General features: G+C 65.2%; 15 protein-coding genes. 12 read left to right on the forward strand and 3 right to left on the reverse strand.

Going from position 1 to position 16,236, the window contains the following annotated elements; translation table 11 throughout:
* Nucleotides 1-61 precede the first annotated feature (61 nt).
* Both DNK59_RS21855 and olsB read right to left on the reverse strand, forming a co-directional pair.
* The gene (locus DNK59_RS21855) at nucleotides 62-856 is read right to left on the reverse strand and encodes a lysophospholipid acyltransferase family protein (protein WP_110724566.1); all 795 of its coding nucleotides are present in this window, start codon (nucleotides 854-856) and stop codon (nucleotides 62-64) included.
* Nucleotides 856-1,611, reverse strand: coding sequence for an L-ornithine N(alpha)-acyltransferase (gene olsB, locus DNK59_RS21860; RefSeq protein WP_092320256.1), 756 nt, complete (start codon nucleotides 1,609-1,611; stop codon nucleotides 856-858). Before olsB ends, DNK59_RS21855 begins: the two co-directional genes overlap by 1 nt.
* A 140-nt stretch (nucleotides 1,612-1,751) precedes the next feature.
* On the opposite strand from olsB, the gene DNK59_RS21865 reads away from it, so the two are divergent.
* The 9 genes from DNK59_RS21865 to DNK59_RS21905 all read left to right on the forward strand — a co-directional run bounded on the left by DNK59_RS21865 (nucleotide 1,752) and on the right by DNK59_RS21905 (nucleotide 11,280).
* Nucleotides 1,752-2,630: an acyl-CoA dehydrogenase gene (locus DNK59_RS21865; RefSeq protein WP_110724567.1), complete on the forward strand. Its 879-nt coding sequence runs from the start codon at nucleotides 1,752-1,754 to the stop codon at nucleotides 2,628-2,630.
* Nucleotides 2,631-2,804: 174 nt separating this feature from the next.
* Nucleotides 2,805-3,902 (forward strand): serine hydrolase, encoded by a 1,098-nt coding sequence (locus tag DNK59_RS21870; protein ID WP_110724568.1) that lies wholly within the window; start codon nucleotides 2,805-2,807, stop codon nucleotides 3,900-3,902.
* Entirely contained in the window at nucleotides 3,899-4,228 is a 330-nt protein-coding gene (locus DNK59_RS21875) for an amidase (protein ID WP_110724569.1), read from the forward strand. Before DNK59_RS21870 ends, DNK59_RS21875 begins: the two co-directional genes overlap by 4 nt.
* Before the next feature lie 171 nt (nucleotides 4,229-4,399).
* Complete coding sequence (locus DNK59_RS21880; RefSeq protein WP_110724570.1) at nucleotides 4,400-5,575, forward strand: M20 aminoacylase family protein; 1,176 nt, start codon at nucleotides 4,400-4,402, stop codon at nucleotides 5,573-5,575.
* A 99-nt stretch (nucleotides 5,576-5,674) separates the two neighbouring features.
* Complete coding sequence (locus tag DNK59_RS21885) at nucleotides 5,675-6,985, forward strand: MFS transporter (RefSeq protein ID WP_110724571.1); 1,311 nt, start codon at nucleotides 5,675-5,677, stop codon at nucleotides 6,983-6,985.
* Entirely contained in the window at nucleotides 6,982-8,445 is a 1,464-nt protein-coding gene (locus DNK59_RS21890) for an amidase (RefSeq protein ID WP_256596542.1), read from the forward strand. The genes DNK59_RS21885 and DNK59_RS21890 overlap by 4 nt, the downstream gene beginning before the upstream one ends.
* An 86-nt stretch (nucleotides 8,446-8,531) precedes the next feature.
* Nucleotides 8,532-9,302 (forward strand): IclR family transcriptional regulator, encoded by a 771-nt coding sequence (locus DNK59_RS21895; protein WP_092320262.1) that lies wholly within the window; start codon nucleotides 8,532-8,534, stop codon nucleotides 9,300-9,302.
* Between the two features lie 237 nt (nucleotides 9,303-9,539).
* Nucleotides 9,540-10,121 (forward strand): YceI family protein, encoded by a 582-nt coding sequence (locus DNK59_RS21900; protein WP_092320263.1) that lies wholly within the window; start codon nucleotides 9,540-9,542, stop codon nucleotides 10,119-10,121.
* 1 nt (nucleotide 10,122) lies between these two features.
* A complete protein-coding gene (locus tag DNK59_RS21905; RefSeq protein WP_110724572.1) occupies nucleotides 10,123-11,280 on the forward strand; it encodes a phosphatidylserine/phosphatidylglycerophosphate/cardiolipin synthase family protein in 1,158 nt (385 codons plus the stop codon).
* A gap of 181 nt (nucleotides 11,281-11,461) precedes the next feature.
* On the opposite strand, the gene bglX is transcribed toward DNK59_RS21905, so the two are convergent.
* Nucleotides 11,462-13,753, reverse strand: a complete 2,292-nt coding sequence (gene bglX / locus DNK59_RS21910; protein WP_110724573.1) for a beta-glucosidase BglX — start codon at nucleotides 13,751-13,753, stop codon at nucleotides 11,462-11,464.
* Nucleotides 13,754-13,993: 240 nt separating this feature from the next.
* On the opposite strand from bglX, the gene DNK59_RS21915 reads away from it, so the two are divergent.
* The 3 genes from DNK59_RS21915 to DNK59_RS21925 all read left to right on the forward strand — a co-directional run.
* Nucleotides 13,994-14,602, forward strand: a complete 609-nt coding sequence (locus DNK59_RS21915) for a LemA family protein (RefSeq protein WP_068582077.1) — start codon at nucleotides 13,994-13,996, stop codon at nucleotides 14,600-14,602.
* The gene (locus DNK59_RS32285) at nucleotides 14,602-15,528 is read left to right on the forward strand and encodes a YgcG family protein (RefSeq protein ID WP_110724574.1); all 927 of its coding nucleotides are present in this window, start codon (nucleotides 14,602-14,604) and stop codon (nucleotides 15,526-15,528) included. Before DNK59_RS21915 ends, DNK59_RS32285 begins: the two co-directional genes overlap by 1 nt.
* Nucleotides 15,529-15,561: 33 nt before the next feature.
* A partial coding sequence (locus DNK59_RS21925) for a YgcG family protein (protein ID WP_110724575.1) occupies nucleotides 15,562-16,236 on the forward strand: 675 nt, incomplete at its 3' end.

Genomic DNA, 16,236 nt, shown 5'->3' on the forward strand with positions numbered 1-16,236 from the left:
TCGGCTTGCCGACGAAAGCTTCAACGGCATCTTCGCCGGCAAGCCGGCTCCTACGTGTGGTTCAGGCGGCGACCAGTTCGCCGCTGCGACGTGGTTCGGCGGGTTGGGTAACGTCGCCAAATAGTGCTTTTTGCACCGCTTGCTGTGCCTGAAAGGCCAGTGCCGCACGCTCCTGGCCCTGGCAGGCAATTGGCTTGAGCAGATGAATCTCCACCTGGCCCCGATCATTGGCGAACAGCCGCATCAAATGCGAGAGCAGGTCGTCGTCACCAATGAAGGGCGCCAGGGTATCGATCTGGCCATCGCGCAAATAACGGATCGCCACCGGTTGCAGCGACACTTCGGCGTCGATGGCACTGGCCAGCAGGCGGCCGTGGAAAGTCCGCAGGCCATGGCCGTCGGTGGTGGTGCCTTCGGGGAACAGCAGCAATGGATGCTGTTCCTGCAGGTGGCGGGTCATCTGCTTGCGGATCAGCTGGCTGTCACCGGCCCCGCGGCGGATGAACAGGCTGCCGGCCTTGGCCGCCAGCCAGCCGGCCACCGGCCAGGTACGCACCTCGGCCTTGGACAGGAAGGACAGCGGCGTGAGCATGCCCAGCAGCGGAATGTCGGTCCAGGACACATGGTTGCTGACCCAGAGCATTGGCTGCCCGGGCAACTCGCCGTGTACCGAGATCTGGAAGGGCAGGGCATTGCTCAGGCGCGCCATGAAGAAGCGCGACCAGCGCTGGCGCCGGACCATGGAGTTGGCCACCCCCAGGCGCTCCAGCAGACCGAAGATACTGGCCATGCTCAGCCCCAGCGCCACCACCAGCAGTACCCGGGCGATGCGCCCGTAGACCCGCAGCCGGCGCATCAGACCGCCGCCTTGAAGTGCCGGGCGTAGCGCGGGCACAACTCGTCACGCTTGAGCAGGATGAAGACGTCGGCGACCTGGAAGTCTTCGTCCCAGCATGGCTCGCCGCAGATTTTCGCTCCCAGGCGCATGTAGGCCTTGAGCAGCGGCGGCATCTCGGCGATCACGTTGGACGGAATGTCCAGGCTCGGCAGCGGCTTCTTCGGTTCGGCCCGCAGGTGTTCGGTGCACAGGTAGCGTTCGCGCAGGCGCTGCATGATCGCCTGGGCCTGTACGCCGCCATCCTGCATGGGGATGCTGGCGCAGCCCATCAGGTAGCTGTAGCCGCCCTGGTTGAGGACCTCCGCCAGTTCGCCCCAGAGCACGGCAATGGTGCCGCCGTTGCGGTAGGCCGGGTCGACGCAGGTGCGGCCGATCTCCAGGATCGGGCCCTTGAGCTGCACCAGGCCATGCAGGCTGAATTCTTCTTCGCTGTAGAAGCGCCCCAGGCTGCTGGCGGCCTGGTGGTCCAGCAGACGGGTGGTGGCCACCAGGCGCCCGGTGTTCAGGTCCCGTACACCGATATGGCTGCAATGGGCATCATAGTCATCCATGTCCAGACCCAGTTCCGCGCCCTTGAGCTTGGCGTTGAACTCGCCACTGAAGACGTTGAAACGCAGGGCCTGTGCTTCCTGCAAGGCCTGGGCGCCGATCAGGCGTTCGGCTTGCAGGCGGCGTTCAATGCCGGTGTCGCTGATGCGGGCGATCTGAGTCATCGTGAATCTCCGTGCGGGCCACTGACCCGCCTTGGGTTGCAGCCAATCGACTTTGTTGTGCAAAGTCAGGCTATGTAGCCCCGGTGTCATCACCATGAAGCTTTGGTGATGCTTGTATGACAGCCCCTGAGGACCTCCGAATGCCCTGGCAAGCCCTGCTCGAGAGCCGTGAACGACTGCCCGCCAACCCTGACCTGGCCGAGGGTTATGGGGCTTTGCTGAGCCATCTGGGAACGTTCACGCCGTTTGAGCTGGCGGTGCGCGGCGGGCGCCTGATGAGCACCCCGGGGCTGGCTTTCCTGGTGGGTTACCAGGCGGCATTGCGCATGTTGTGGCCCAGCGCGCCGCTCAGCCTGGGGGCTTTATGCGCGACCGAACGCCGCAGCCTGCGTCCGGCGGACATGCAGACCCGCCTGGAGGACTTGCGTCTGAGCGGACGCAAGGATTTCGTCACCGCTGGCGATGCCGCTGACTGGCTGCTGGTGGCGGCCCGCAGCGAGGCCCCGGGTGAGCGGGCGGCATTGCGCCTGACCGTGGTCTACGCCGGGGAACCGGGGGTCAAGGTCCAGACCCAGCCGGCCATCGGCCTGATGCCGGAGATCAGCCATGGCTGCCTGTTGCTGGACAACGCCGCCTGCGAACTGCTCGCCGGCGATGGCTGGGACGCCTATGTCAAACCCTTCCGGACCCTGGAAGACACCTACGTCCTGAGCGCCATGCTCGCCTGGCTGTACGGCGTGGGCCAGGACAGCGGCTGGCCGCAGACGTTGCAATTGCAACTGCTGGGGTTGCTGGCAGGCTGTGCCGAAGTCAGTCGGCAGAATCCTTCCTTGAGTGGCGGGCACATTCTGTTGGGCGGTCTGTTCACCCAGTTCCAGGTATTGCGGCCTGAAATCGACGCCGCATTCGCCAAGGGTCCTGAGCCTTGGCGCAGCCAATGGTCCCGGGACCAAGCCCTGCTGGACCTGGCCGCCAGCGCTCGGGAACAACGCCTGGCCAAAGCCCTGGCCTCGTTTTAGCAACGGCGCGCCCTTGCGTAGGAGTCGGCTTGCCGGCGAATGGGCCCGAGAGCCTCGCGCAAGGCACGATGACGCCTTCGCTGGCCAGCCAGCGCCAACAAACGAAGGCACTTGCAGTGAAACTGTCATCCGCCTGGACTAGGCTCGGCCGCTGACGTCACTTGAGTGTCATCCATGGCCAAGGCCCCGATCTTGCTGGCATTGCTTGTGTGCCTCTACTTGCCGGCCTGGGCCGAGGAATGGCCGGTGGAGCAATGGAGTTGGGGCCCGGCCGTCAGCGGCCCGGGGCTCAAGGCTCTGGAGGACTACGCCTTCGAGCCCAGAGATGAAGAGTCCCGGCAAGGCATTCGCACCGACGCCTTGCTGGTGATCCGCGATGGCCAGTTGCTTTACGAGCGCTATGCCGGCACCACCGGACCGCAGACTCCCCATCTCATCTGGTCGGCCAGCAAGAGTCTGCTGGCGGTGGTGCTGGGCGTTGCCTTCGGTGAAGGCCGCTTCCAGCTGCAGGACCCTGCCGCACAGTATTACCCGGCGCTGCAGCGGCATCCGCGCATCACCCTGGCCGACTTGCTGCACTGGGCCTCGGGCCTGGACTGGCAGGAAGACTACGAATACGCACCGCTCAACTCCTCGGTGGTGGCCATGCTCTACACCCGGGGCCACCGGGACATGGCCGCATTCGCCGCGCAGCAGGCGACGGCCGCGCCGGCGGGGCAGGTGTTTCGCTACTCCAGTGGCGACAGCAACCTGCTGGCGGCCAGTCTGCGGGGGATAGTGGGGCCCGAGCGCTACGCGGACTACCCCTGGCACGCGCTGTTCGAACCCCTGGGAATCAGCCATGCCGTGTGGGAACGCGACGCGGCCGGCACCTTCGTTGCTTCGTCCTACCTGTACCTGACGGCTCGGGATCTGGCGCGGATCGGCCTGTTGATGCAGCGCGATGGCCGCTGGCGCGACCGGCAATTGCTGCCCAAGGCCTGGGTCGAATTCTGTCGCACCCCCTTTGCCGGCTACCGGGCCAACCAGGACGTGGCCGTGGCGGGCGGGCACTGGTGGCTCAACCGCGCGGTGGACGGTGCGCCCCGGCCCTGGCCGGATGCGCCGGCGGACACTTATGCGGCGCTGGGACACTGGGGCCAGGCGCTGTACATCCTGCCCGCCGAGCGCCTGGTGATCGTGCGCTATGGCGACGACCGTGATGGCAGCTATCGGCACAACGAGCTGCTCAAGCGGGTCCTGGCGGCTTTTCCCGAACCGAGTCCGCCATGAAGCGCCGGGCCTGGGTGCGCCGTCATCCGCTGCTCGGCCTGTTGCTGCTGGCGCTGCTCCTGCTGCTGGGCTGGGGCTGGCAGCAGCGGGTGGCGCTGCAGGCCTTTCCCGACATCCTCGGGGCCTACACCGCCAAGGAGTACTGCTCCTGCCGTTACGTCATGCAACAACCTGCCGAGGACTGCCGCGCCTCCGTGCGCCAGTACCTGCCCATCAGCGGTTTCGATGATGAGCCGCAGGCCCGGCGAGTCACCGCCAGCGCCCTGGGACGGACCCACAGCGCCTCCTGGCTGGGCCCCCGCGAAGGCTGCCGCCTCGATCCCTGATCCTCGATCAAGCTGCGCTATCAATGATGTGTTCCATGCAGTGGAACCACATTTGATTGTCCTGTGCTGCGCCGCGCGGTTATCTGACGCAGCGCTTCGAGCAGGTCCGGCCCCTCGTGCAGCGCTCCGACAACAAGAACGGGAAGCCACCCGGCCCAGAGGAGATACGCCATGACCCGACACCAGCACATCCTTGCCTGGCTCAATGACATTGCCGGCGACCTGCGGGCCATCCGGCACGACATTCATGCCCACCCGGAACTGGGGTTCGAGGAACAGCGCACCTCGGCGCTGGTGGCGCGTTGCCTGGAGGAGTGGGGTTACCAGGTGCATACCGGCGTTGGCCGCACCGGGGTCGTTGGGGTTCTGCGCAACGGCACGGGCACCCGCACCCTGGGGCTACGGGCGGACATGGACGCCTTGCCGATCATCGAGAACACCGGGGTTCCCTACAGCAGTCGCCATGGCGGTTGCATGCATGCCTGCGGGCATGACGGCCACACCACCATCCTGCTGGGGGCGGCGCGCTACCTGGCCGCGACCCGAACGTTCGACGGCACCCTGAACCTGATCTTCCAGCCCGCCGAAGAGGGCCAGGGCGGCGCCGAGGCGATGCTTGCCGATGGCCTGCTGGAGCGCTTCCCCTGTGATGCGCTATTCGGCCTGCACAACATGCCCGGGCTGCCGGCCGGGCACCTGGGGTTTCGCGAGGGGCCGATGATGGCCTCCCAGGATCTGCTCGAGGTGATAGTCGAAGGCGTCGGCGGCCATGGCTCCATGCCGCACCTGGCGGTGGACCCGCTAGTGGCGGCGGCGAGCATGGTGATGGCCTTGCAGACCGTGGTGGCACGCAATATCGACGCTCAGGAAGCCGCGGTGGTGACGGTCGGTGCCCTGCAGGCCGGCGAGGCGGCCAACGTGATTCCCCAGCAGGCGCTGTTGCGCCTGAGCCTGCGGGCCCTCAATGCACCGGTGCGCGAGCAGATGCTGGAGCGGGTCAAGGCGATCATCCGCACCCAGGCCGAAAGCTTTGGCTGCCGCGCCAGCATCGAGCATCGCCCGGCTTATCCGGTGCTGATCAACAGCCCGGAAGAAACCGAGTTCGCCCGGCGGGTCGGGGTCGAGCTGGTGGGGGCCGAGGCGGTCGACGGCAACACCCCCAAGCTGATGGGCAGCGAGGACTTCGGCTGGATGCTGCAACGCTGCCCCGGCAGCTACCTGTTCATCGGCAACGGTGTGGCGCAGCCGATGGTGCATAACCCGGGTTACGACTTCAACGACGACATCCTGCTGACCGGCGCGGCCTATTGGGCTGCCCTCGCGGAAAGCTGGCTCAAGCCCTCCTGACCCCTGTCGTTCCTGCGTTTCCGAGCACCCCGGGCGTTGTCGGCGCCCGGCACTTTTCCGAGCCTGGCCCAAGGCTCAAAAGTATCCAAGGAACTTCCCATGAGCACTTCGAGCCCCGCTGCTTCCAAGACCCGGCAGGTGGTTGCCGCCGTCGTCGGCAACGCCCTGGAATGGTACGACTTCATCGTCTATGGCTTTCTCGCCAGCTTCGTCGCCCGCCAGTTCTTTCCGGCGGAGGATGAATACACCTCGCTGCTGATGGCCCTGGCCACCTTCGGCGTGGGCTTTTTCATGCGTCCGGTGGGCGGTGTGCTGCTGGGGATCTACTCCGATCGCAAAGGCCGCAAGGCCGCGATGATGGTGATCATCCAACTGATGACCCTGGCCATCGCGATGATCGTGTTTGCCCCCAACTACGCGGCCATTGGCGTTGGCGCGCCACTGCTGATCGTGGTGGCGCGCATGCTCCAGGGCTTTGCCACCGGAGGGGAGTATGCCAGCGCCACGGCTTACCTGGTGGAGAGTGCGCCGGCCCACAAGAAGGGCCTGTACGGTTCCTGGCAACTGGTCGGCCAGTGTCTGGCGGTGTTCAGCGGGGCGGCGATGGTGGCGGCGGTGACCCACTTCTTTTCGCCCCAGACCCTGGATCTCTGGGGCTGGCGCCTGCCGTTCGTGATCGGCCTGCTGATCGGTCCGGTGGGCCTGTGGATCCGCAAGTACATGGAAGAGCCGGAGGCCTTCATCGAGGCGCGCAAGCAGGTGCGGGGCAATGGGCCGGGGTTATGGCAGGTGGTGTCGAGCCAGCGCCGGGCGATTCTGGTGTCCATGGGCTTGTGCAGCGGCAGCACCGTGTCCTTCTACGTGGTGCTGGTGAACATGCCGACCTTCGCCCACGCCAACCTCGGCCTGCCCCTGGATCAGGTGCTGCTGGTGCAGATGTTCGCCGTGGCCCTGATGACCCTGGTGATCCCCTTTTCCGGGGCGCTGTCGGACCGGATCGGCCGGCGTCCGGTGCTGGCGGCCTTCACCCTGGCGTTTTTCATCATGGTCTATCCCTTGTATGTGTGGGTCGCCGCCGCGCCGTCCATCGAGCGCCTGCTGGTGATGCAGATCCTGCTGTGTGGCGCCATTGGCGGTTTCTTCGGTCCTGCTCCCACCGCCCTGGCCGAGCAGTTTCCCATCGAGGTGCGTTCCACTGGCGTCTCCGTGGCGTATAACCTGGCGGTGATGCTGTTTGGCGGTTTCGCGCCGTTGATCGTGACCTGGCTGAGCCGGGTCATGGCCACGCCGGTGGCGCCGTCCTTCTATGTCCTGGCGACTTCGATCTTCAGTCTGCTGGGCATCTATTGCATGTACGACGCGGTCCGGGACACCAAGCCCGATGCCCTGACCCTGGGAGGCGAGTCTTGATTCAGCACAGCGATGCCGTGGCCTGCGAGTCCATCGTCGAGCTGGACGCCCTGGCGCTGTCCAGGGCGATCCATGCGCGCGAGCTGTCCTGCCGCGAGGTGATGCAGGCCTACCTGCAACAGATCGAGCGCTACAACCCGCATTTCAATGCGCTGGTGTCCCTGGGCGATCCGGGCGAGTTGCTGGCCCGGGCCGACGAGCGCGACCGGCAACTGGACCGGGGGCAGTCCATGGGCTGGATGCATGGCATGCCCCAGGCGATCAAGGATCTGGCAGCCACCGCGGGGCTGACCACCAGCCTGGGTTCGCCGCTGTTCGCCGAACAGGTGCCCCAGGTGGACGCCATCAGTGTGGCCCGGGTGCGGGCCAGTGGCGCGATCATCGTCGGCAAGAGCAACGTGCCGGAGTTCGGCCTGGGCTCCCATACCTACAACCAGCTGTTCGGCACCACCGGCAATGCCTACGACAGCAGCCTGAGCGCCGGCGGCAGCAGCGGCGGGGCGGCAGTGGCCCTGGCCCTGCGCATGCTGCCGGTGGCCGATGGCAGCGACATGATGGGCTCGTTGCGCAATCCGGCGGCCTTCAACAACCTGTTCGGCATGCGCCCTTCCCAGGGGCGGGTGCCGTTCGGCCCGACCCCGGAACTGTTCGTGCAGCAACTGGCTACCGAAGGGCCGATGGGACGCACCGTAGCCGATGTGGCGCGGCTGTTGAGCACCCAGGCCGGTTACGATCCGCGGGTGCCCTTGTCTCTCAAGGAGGAACCGGCGCTGTTGCAGGCGCCTCTGCAGCGTGACGTGCGGGGCCTGCGCCTGGGCTGGTTGGGGGACTACAACGGCTACCTGGCCATGGAGCAGGGGATATTGAGCCTGTGTGAAAAGGCTTTGGCCGACTTCACCCGGCTGGGCTGTGAAGTGGAAAGCTGCCAGCCGGATTTCTCCATGGCGCAGTTGTGGGACTGCTGGCTGGTGCACCGGCACTGGCTGGTCCAGGGCTCCCTGGGGCTGTTGCACGGCGACCCGGACAAACGCCGCTGGCTCAAGCCCGAGGCCCGCTGGGAAGTGGAGGGGGCCGCCAACCTGAGCGCTGCGGATGTGTACCGCGCGTCCCAGAGTCGCAGCGACTGGTACCGCGCCTTGCAGCGATTGTTCGAGCGTTACGATTTTCTGCTGTTGCCCACGGCCCAGGTGTTCCCTTTCGATGCACGGCAGGCCTGGCCAAGGCAGATCGATGGGCAGGAAATGGATACCTATCATCGCTGGATGGAAGTGGTGATCGGTCCGACCCTGGCCGGCCTGCCCAGCATCAGCATTCCGGTGGGATTCAATCTGGCGGGCCGGCCCATGGGCATGCAGATCATCGGTCCGGCCCAGGCCGACCATGCTGTGCTGCAGCTGGCTCATGCCCATGAACAACTGACGCAATGGGTGCGCCAGCGCCCGCCAGGTAATCTGCTGTAACCAGGCAAGCGTCGCTGCTAGGCTCCTGAGGCCCGCATCTTGCTGGGTAACGGCTTTACCCATTTTCAAGTCAGGGAGTTCGGACCATGGCCAGCAAGGTCGAAAGCGGCAGTGTGCGTTCCGTGGAACGGGCCTTGGCGATTGTCGAGTTACTCGGTCAGCACCAGGCCCTGGGGCTGGAGGAGTTGCACTACCTGACCGGGCTGCCCAAGGCGACGGTGTCGCGCATGTTGCTGACCTTGCAGGAGCAGGGCTGGATCTACCGGGGCTTGAGTGACCGGCGCTATCGCTTGAGCGCGCGCAGCCTGTTCGGTGACAGCCGACAACGCTTCAAGCGCCGCCTGGTGGAGCAGGCGGCGCCCTGGTTGCTGGAATTGAGTGCACGCACCGGGCTGGTCAGCGACTTGTCGAGTTTCGACGGCGAGCACCTGGAAGTCCTGGAAAGCGCGGTGCCCCAGGTGTTGCGCAAGCGCTACCCGAACAACAGCCGGATTGTCGGCCAGCATGCCAGCCTGTTTCATTCGGCCATGGGCAAGGCCTGCCTGGGGGCCCTGGCCAGCGCTGAAGTCCAGCGGCTGGCCGAGCGCGAGCGCGTACCGGTCGAAGAGCAGCAACAGGCCTGCGCCCAATCCCAGCACCTGGGGTTTGGCCAGCGAACTGAAGGCCACTGGGAATACCCGGTGCGCCTGCCTTTTCTGATTCGCGCCGTGGCCTTGCCACTGCAGGCCGAGGGGCGGGTGATCGGTAGCATCGCCCTGCATTGGCCGATGGACCTGAGCTGCGTCGAGCAGGTGCGCAATCGTCATTTGGGGCTGCTGGCCGCCACCGTCGAACAACTGCAGAAAAGCCTCGCCTGAGCCGTTCTCCGGCCGCGCCGGCGGGCAATGCCATTCGCGCCACGTTGCCTCCGGGGTTTGCCTGACTGGCAGCGGCGCACCGGCCAAGGCCTTGGTCCGCCCGCTGCGAGCGCCGCAGGACTGTCCCTGAACCAAAGGCACGGCGTGCAACTCTATCGCAGGGCGCCGCCCGAGCACGGCGTTTGCCAGCCTTACGGCAGCCGGTTAAGGTGGCGCCTTCTGTTCAAGGGAGCTTGCATGCGTACGCCGATCCGCCTACTTCTCAGCCTGCTCGGGGTACTGGCGCTGCCGGTCCAGGCCAACTGGTACCTGGACAACGAGTCATCCCGCGTGTCCTTCGTCTCCACCAAGAACGCCAATATTTCCGAAGTCCAGCGCTTCCTGGTGCTGCATGGCAAGGTCGATGGCAAGGGCCAGGCGCTGCTGCAGATCGAGCTGGACTCGGTCAGCAGCGGCATTCCTCTGCGCGATGAACGCATGCGCCAGGAACTGTTCCAGGTGCAGCAGTTTCCCGAGGCGCAGATCACCGCGCAGATCAACCTGCGCCCGATCAACGACCTGGCTCCCGGTGCGCAGATCGAGCTGCTGCTGCCGGTCACCGTGACCCTGCACGGCCAGGAACACACGTACAACGCCGAACTGCTGGCCACCCGCCTGGATGACCGGCGCTTTCAGGTGGTGACCCTGGAACCCCTGGTGCTCAACGCCGAAGACTTCAACCTGGCCCCGGGGCTGGACAGCCTGCGCAAGCTCGCGGGGCTTTCGGCCATCAGTTTCTCGGTGCCGGTGGGTGCGGTGCTGATCTTCACGGCGCGCTGAAATGCGCGCGGCGGTGTTCCCCTGGCGTGAAGGCAACCGCTTCGAGTTGCTGATCGATGGTCCCGAATTCTTTCCGCGCATGCTGCTGGCCATCGTCCGTGCCCAGGAGCAGGTGGAGCTGGAGCTGTATCTGGTGGAGGCCGGTGCCTGCGCCGAGGCCATGGTCCAGGCCCTGGTCCAGGCCGCCGAGCGCGGGGTGCGGGTGCGCTGCCTGTTCGACGACTACGGCAGCCTGGCCTTTTCCCAGCCCCTGCGCCTGCGCCTGACCAATGCCGGTGTCGAACTGCGCTTCTACAACCGCCTGAAATGGCGCCAGGGCCTGCTCAACCTGTACCGCGACCATCGCAAACTGCTGTTGGTGGACCAGTCCCTGGCGATGGTGGGCGGCACCGGGGTCACCGATGATTTCTGGCAGCCCAAGGACAACAGCTGCGATTGGCATGAAGTGATGGTGGAGATTGCCGGCCCTGCGGTGCGTGACTGGCAGCGGCTGTTTGACCGGCAATGGAGTGCCAACCTGCACCGCGGCGCCTGGAAGCCCAGTGTGGATTTCGGCCTGCCCCATCTGCCGCGCATACCTGACTCGGGGCATGGCATGGGCCGGGTGGCGTATGCCGACTCTCGCCAGCATCGCGACATCCTGCACTCTCTGATCCGCGCCCTGCACAGCGGCCAGCAGCGCATCTGGCTGGCAACGCCGTACTTCTTGCCCACCTGGTCGGTGCGCCGTTCATTGCGCAAGGCCGCGGCCCGGGGGCTCGACGTGCGCCTGCTGCTGACCGGGCCGAACACCGATCACCCGGCGGTGCGCTATGCCGGGCACCGTTACTACCCGCGCCTGCTCAAGGCCGGCGTGCGGATCTTCGAGTACCAGCCGCGTTTTCTGCATTTGAAGATGGCCCTGGTGGACGACTGGGTTAGCGTGGGCTCGTGCAACTTCGATCACTGGAACCTGCGCTTCAACCTGGAAGCCAACCTCGAAGCCCTGGACCCGTCGCTGACCCGCGCGGTAGCGGCGAGTTTCGAGGCGGATTTCGCCCAGAGCGAAGAGATCAGCCTGGCGCAGTGGCGCAACCGGCCGTTGTGGCGGCGGATCAAGCAGCGGATCTGGGGCTGGGTCGATCGTCTGGTGGTCAACCTGCTGGACCGGCGCGGCTGATTGCAGCCACTGGCGCTGGCTGCGAACGAGCGCGCAGCGGTCGCGAGGCCGGTGGCGGTTTGGCGGAAGATCGTCGCAGCCTTGCAGGCTCGGCAGCGGCTACAGACATGGCAGCGATTTGCGCGATTGCGCAGGGAGGGAAGGCGGCCGGCGCAGGTCTTGCGCCGGCCGCTGACAGGCATCAGAGCAGTTCGAAGCTCTGTTGCTTGACGTCCTGGGAGTCCAGGCCGATCTGCACATTGAAGTCGCCCGGTTCCGCGGCGTACTTGAGCTGGGCGTTGTAGAACTTCAGGTCGTCCTCGGTGATGGTGAAGTGTATGGACTTCTCTTCACCGGCCTTGAGCATGACTTTCTGGAAGTTCTTCAATTCCTTGATCGGGCGGATCATCGACCCGGCGACGTCCTGGATGTACAGCTGCACCACGGTTTCGCCGTCACGCTTGCCGGTGTTCTTCACGGTCACGCTGGCGTCGAGCTTGCCGCTCTTGTTCAGGGTGGTGGAGGACAGGGCCATGTCCGACAGGCTGAAGCTGGTGTAGCTCAGGCCATAGCCGAACGGGAACAGCGGGCCGGTGGTGTCGTCGAAGTACTGCGAGGTGTAGTTGCCCGGCTTGCCCGGGGTGAACGGCCGGCCAATGGTCAGGTGGTTGTAGTAGGTCGGGATCTGCCCCACGGTGCGGGGGAAGGTGATCGGCAGCTTGCCCGACGGGTTGTAGTCGCCGAACAGCACGTCGGCGATGGCGTTGCCACCTTCGGTGCCGCTGAACCAGGTTTCCAGGATCGCATCGGCCTGCTGGTTTTCTTCCAGCAGCGACAATGGCCGACCGTTCATCAGCACCAGCACCAAAGGCTTGCCGGTGGCCTTGAGCGCCTTGATCAGGTCGCGCTGGCTGGCGGGAATCAGCAGGTCGGTACGGCTTGAGGATTCGTGGGACATGCCTCGCGACTCGCCCACGGCCGCGACGATCACGTCCGCCTGTTTGGCCGCCTGGACCGCTTCGTCGATCATCTGCTGCGCCGGACGCGGGTCGTCCACCACTTCCGGGGCATCGAAGTTGAGGAAGTTCAGGTAGTCCACCACCTTCTTGTCGGCGGTGATGTTGGAACCCCGGGCGTACACCAGTTGGGCCTTGTCGCCCAGGACATTGCGCATGCCGTCGTAGAGCGTCACCGACTGCGCCGGCACGCCAGCGGCGGCCCAGCTGCCCATCATGTCGATCGGCGCCTTGGCCAGCGGGCCGACCAGGGCGATCTTCGCGGTTTTCTTCAGCGGCAGGGTGTCGTTGTGGTTCTTCAGCAGCACCAGGCTGCGCCGGGCGATGTCCCGGGCGTCGCTGCGGTGCAGGCGGCTTTCGGCGTTGGTGTCGGCCGGGTCATCCTCGGCCTTGCCGATGCGCACGTAAGGGTCCTTGAACAGGCCCATGTCGTACTTGGCCGCCAGCACTTCACGCACGGCGTTGTCGATGTGCTTCTGCTCGATCTCGCCGGACTTGAGCAACCCCGGCAGTTCCTTGCCGTACAGCGAGTCGTTCATGCTCATGTCGATACCGGCCTTGATCGCCAGCTTGGCTGCTTCACGACCGTCCTTGGCCACGCCGTGGCGGATCAGCTCGATGATCGCGCCGTGGTCGCTCACCGCCAGACCCTTGAAGCCCCATTCCTTGCGCAGCAGGTCGTTCATCAGCCAGGTGTTGGAGGTGGCGGGCACGCCGTTGATCGAGTTCAGGGCCACCATCACTCCGCCGGCACCGGCGTCGATCGCCGCGCGGTAGGGCGGCAGGTAGTCCTGATACATCTTCACCGGGCTCATGTCGACGATGTTGTAGTCGCGACCGCCTTCCACCGCGCCATACAGGGCGAAGTGCTTGACGCTGGCCATGATGCTGTCCGGCAGGGCTGGGCTCTGGCCCTGGTAGGCCTTGACCATGACCTTGGCGATGCGCGAAACCAGGTAGGTGTCTTCGCCGAAACCTTCGGAGGTGCGACCCCAGCGCGGATCGCGGGAGATATCCACCATCGGCGCGAAGGTGATGTCCAGGCTGTCGGCGCTGGCTTCCTTGGCGGCGATGCGCCCGGAGCGGCCGATGGCGTCCATGTCCCAGCTGGACGCCAGGGCCAGGCTGATGGGGAAGATGGTCCGGTGGCCATGGATCACGTCATAGGCGAAGAACATCGGGATCTTCAGCCGGCTGCGCATGGCCGCGTCCTGCATCGGACGGTTTTCCGGACGGGTGATGGAGTTGAAGGTGCCGCCGATATTACCGGCGGCGATTTCCTTGCGGATCAGCTCGCGGGGCATTTCCGGGCCGATGCTGATCAGGCGCAGCTGGCCGATCTTCTCTTCCAGAGTCATGCGCTTGAGCAGATCGTTGATAAAGGCTTCTTTGTTTTCCAGAGGGACCGGGGCCACTTCGGCCAACACCGGGTGACTGGCCAGGCTGACCAGCAGGCCCAGCAAACACAGCTTCTTCATGAATATTGTTCTCAAGGGCTCAGGACAGATGCTTTTGAAAGCGCATCCGGCAGCCAAAATTTAAGGGGCAGCTATTGTTGTTCAGATAAATCCAGCACACTTCTGAACTGTTTTTCGCGCTGGGCATCTTTTAGCCCATCAGCCCGATGCATTCCAGTGGCGCAGGCAGATTTTGCCCACAGGAAGCGTGAAACCGGGCAAACGCTGCATTTCAATCAGGTTGTGCAAGGAGCCCCACCCATGAACATCACTCAAAGCCTGCGTTCGAGCTGGCCTGTCGCGGCCCTGTTGCTGCTCACCAGTCTGCTCAGCGGCTGCGGCATCAACAACATTCCGACCCTGGACGAGCAGGTCAAGGCCGACTGGGGCCAGGTGCAGAACCAGTACCAGCGCCGCGCCGACCTGATCCCCAACCTGGTGGAAACCGTCAAGGGCTACGCCAAGCACGAGGAAGAAACCCTGACCGCGGTGGTCGAGGCGCGGGCCAAGGCCACCTCGATCCAGGTGGACGCCAAGACCCTGGACAACCCGGAAAAGCTCAAGCAGTTCCAGCAGGCCCAGGACCAGTTGAGCGGCGCCCTGAGCCGCCTGATGGTGGTGTCCGAGCGCTACCCGGACCTCAAGGCCAACCAGAACTTCCTGGCCCTGCAATCCCAGCTTGAAGGCACCGAGAACCGTATCGCCGTGGCCCGTCGCGACTTCATCCTGGCGGTGCAGAAGTACAACACCGAGATCCGCACCTTCCCCGGTCGCCTGTGGCACAGCCTGATGTACAGCGACCTGCCGGTGCGTGAATCCTTCGAGGCCACCAGCCCCGACGCCGACAAAGCGCCGCAAGTGAAATTCTGATGGCCCACGTGCAGCGCGTGCTACGAGGCGCGCTGCTGTGGCTGGGGCTGGTGAGTGGCGCCGTACTGGCGCAACCCTCAGGTTCAACACCCATGGATGGGGTGCCGTTGCGTGCGACGCAGCCCTCTGTCCAGGTCGAGCCTGCACCGGCCACGGCGACAGCGGCGCCGATTGAAAGCCTGTTCCCCCCGTTGACCGGGCGTGTGGTGGACAGCGCCCAGTTGCTCACGCCTTCGGCGCAGGTCTACCTGACGCAGATGCTCGAACGGCTTGAGCAAAGCACCACCGATCAGGTGGTGGTGGTCACGGTGCCGAGCCTGGGCGGCTACAGCATCGAGGAGTTCGGCCTGCAACTGGGCCGGCACTGGGGCATCGGCCAGAAGGACAAGAACAACGGCGTCCTGCTGCTGGTGGCCAAGGACGACCGCCAGGTGCGGATCGAGGTGGGCTACGGGCTGGAAGGGCGGATCGACGATATCTGGGCGCACCTGATCATCAACGACTCGATCATTCCGTATTTCAAGGATGAGCTGTACTCCTCCGGGATCATTACCGGCACCACCTCCATCGTGCGTCTGCTGGAGCCCAACAGCACGCGGATGCTGGAGCACCGCTGGGTGGAGCAGAGCTGGTACCAGCAGATCGAATGGATGTGGTGGTTCAAACTGGTGTTTTTCTCGGTATTTGTCGGCGTGCCGCTGGTCGGGCTCTTGCTCTTCACACGCGACGATGGTGCAGCGGCAAGCGCTGGTCGGCCCGGCACCCGCGATGACTCGCCCAGGGCCGAGCGCGACAGCAGTTCGAGCAGCAGTTCATTCGACTGGTTCGACTCCAGCAGCTCCAGCTCCAGTTCCAGCTCGGATTCGGACAGCTTCAGAGGCGGTGGTGGCAGTTTTGGCGGTGGTGGGGCGTCAGGCAGTTGGTAGCGCAAGCGGACAAAGATTAAGGATGAGGTGCTAATGCGACTCTATAAAATCGGCCTGGTGCTGTTGCTCTGGGTCTTCGCGGTCACGGCCCAGGCCGAGCTCAGGTTCCCGGCTCTGAGCGGACGGGTGGTGGACGACGCGCAGATGATCGAACCGAGCGTCCGTGCCCAGCTGACTCGGCAACTGCAAGCCCACGAACAGGCCACCGGCGAACAACTGGTGGTGGTGACCCTGACCGACCTGCAAGGCGCCAGCATCGAGGACTACGGCTACCAGCTGGGGCGCCACTGGGGCATCGGCCAGAAGGACAAGAACAACGGTGCGCTGCTGATCGTCGCTCGGGACGAGCGCAAGCTGCGCATCGAGGTGGGCTACGGCCTGGAGGAGCGCCTGACCGACGCCCAGGCCTCGGTGATCATCAACCAGGTGATCACTCCGGCGTTCAAGACCGGGCAGTTCAGCAAGGGCATCAGCGACGGGGTTGCGGCCATGCTCCTGGTGCTCGGCGGTACGCCGCTGGACGAGCCGGCCACGGCCTACGACAGCGGCGGCCAGAGCAGTCCCCAGGACGATTTTGTCCAGCGTCACCCTTGGCTGTTCCTCTTCATGGTGCTGCTGTTCATCCTGGTGGTGATGGTGGCGCAGGCCCTTGGTTTCATCAGCAGCACCCCCGGCCGTGGTGATGGGGGCGGGGGTGCTGCTGATGAA

The sequence above is a fragment of the Pseudomonas sp. TKO26 genome (assembly GCF_003225665.1).
In the GTDB taxonomy this organism is placed as follows: domain Bacteria; phylum Pseudomonadota; class Gammaproteobacteria; order Pseudomonadales; family Pseudomonadaceae; genus Aquipseudomonas; species Aquipseudomonas saponiphila.

Bases quoted from the DNA above. Each gene is read 5' to 3' on its own strand.
- DNK59_RS21865 (WP_110724567.1), top strand. From the start codon at position 1,752: ATGCCCTGGCAAGCCCTGCTCGAGAGCCGTGAACGACTGCCCGCCAAC.
- DNK59_RS21875 (WP_110724569.1), top strand. From the start codon at position 3,899: ATGAAGCGCCGGGCCTGGGTGCGCCGTCATCCGCTGCTCGGCCTGTTG.
- DNK59_RS21905 (WP_110724572.1), top strand. From the start codon at position 10,123: ATGCGCGCGGCGGTGTTCCCCTGGCGTGAAGGCAACCGCTTCGAGTTG.
- DNK59_RS21895 (WP_092320262.1), top strand. From the start codon at position 8,532: ATGGCCAGCAAGGTCGAAAGCGGCAGTGTGCGTTCCGTGGAACGGGCC.
- DNK59_RS21915 (WP_068582077.1), top strand. From the start codon at position 13,994: ATGAACATCACTCAAAGCCTGCGTTCGAGCTGGCCTGTCGCGGCCCTG.
- olsB (WP_092320256.1), bottom strand. From the start codon at position 1,611: ATGACTCAGATCGCCCGCATCAGCGACACCGGCATTGAACGCCGCCTG.
- DNK59_RS32285 (WP_110724574.1), top strand. From the start codon at position 14,602: ATGGCCCACGTGCAGCGCGTGCTACGAGGCGCGCTGCTGTGGCTGGGG.
- DNK59_RS21870 (WP_110724568.1), top strand. From the start codon at position 2,805: ATGGCCAAGGCCCCGATCTTGCTGGCATTGCTTGTGTGCCTCTACTTG.
- DNK59_RS21885 (WP_110724571.1), top strand. From the start codon at position 5,675: ATGAGCACTTCGAGCCCCGCTGCTTCCAAGACCCGGCAGGTGGTTGCC.
- bglX (WP_110724573.1), bottom strand. From the start codon at position 13,753: ATGAAGAAGCTGTGTTTGCTGGGCCTGCTGGTCAGCCTGGCCAGTCAC.
- DNK59_RS21880 (WP_110724570.1), top strand. From the start codon at position 4,400: ATGACCCGACACCAGCACATCCTTGCCTGGCTCAATGACATTGCCGGC.
- DNK59_RS21900 (WP_092320263.1), top strand. From the start codon at position 9,540: ATGCGTACGCCGATCCGCCTACTTCTCAGCCTGCTCGGGGTACTGGCG.
- DNK59_RS21855 (WP_110724566.1), bottom strand. From the start codon at position 856: ATGCGCCGGCTGCGGGTCTACGGGCGCATCGCCCGGGTACTGCTGGTG.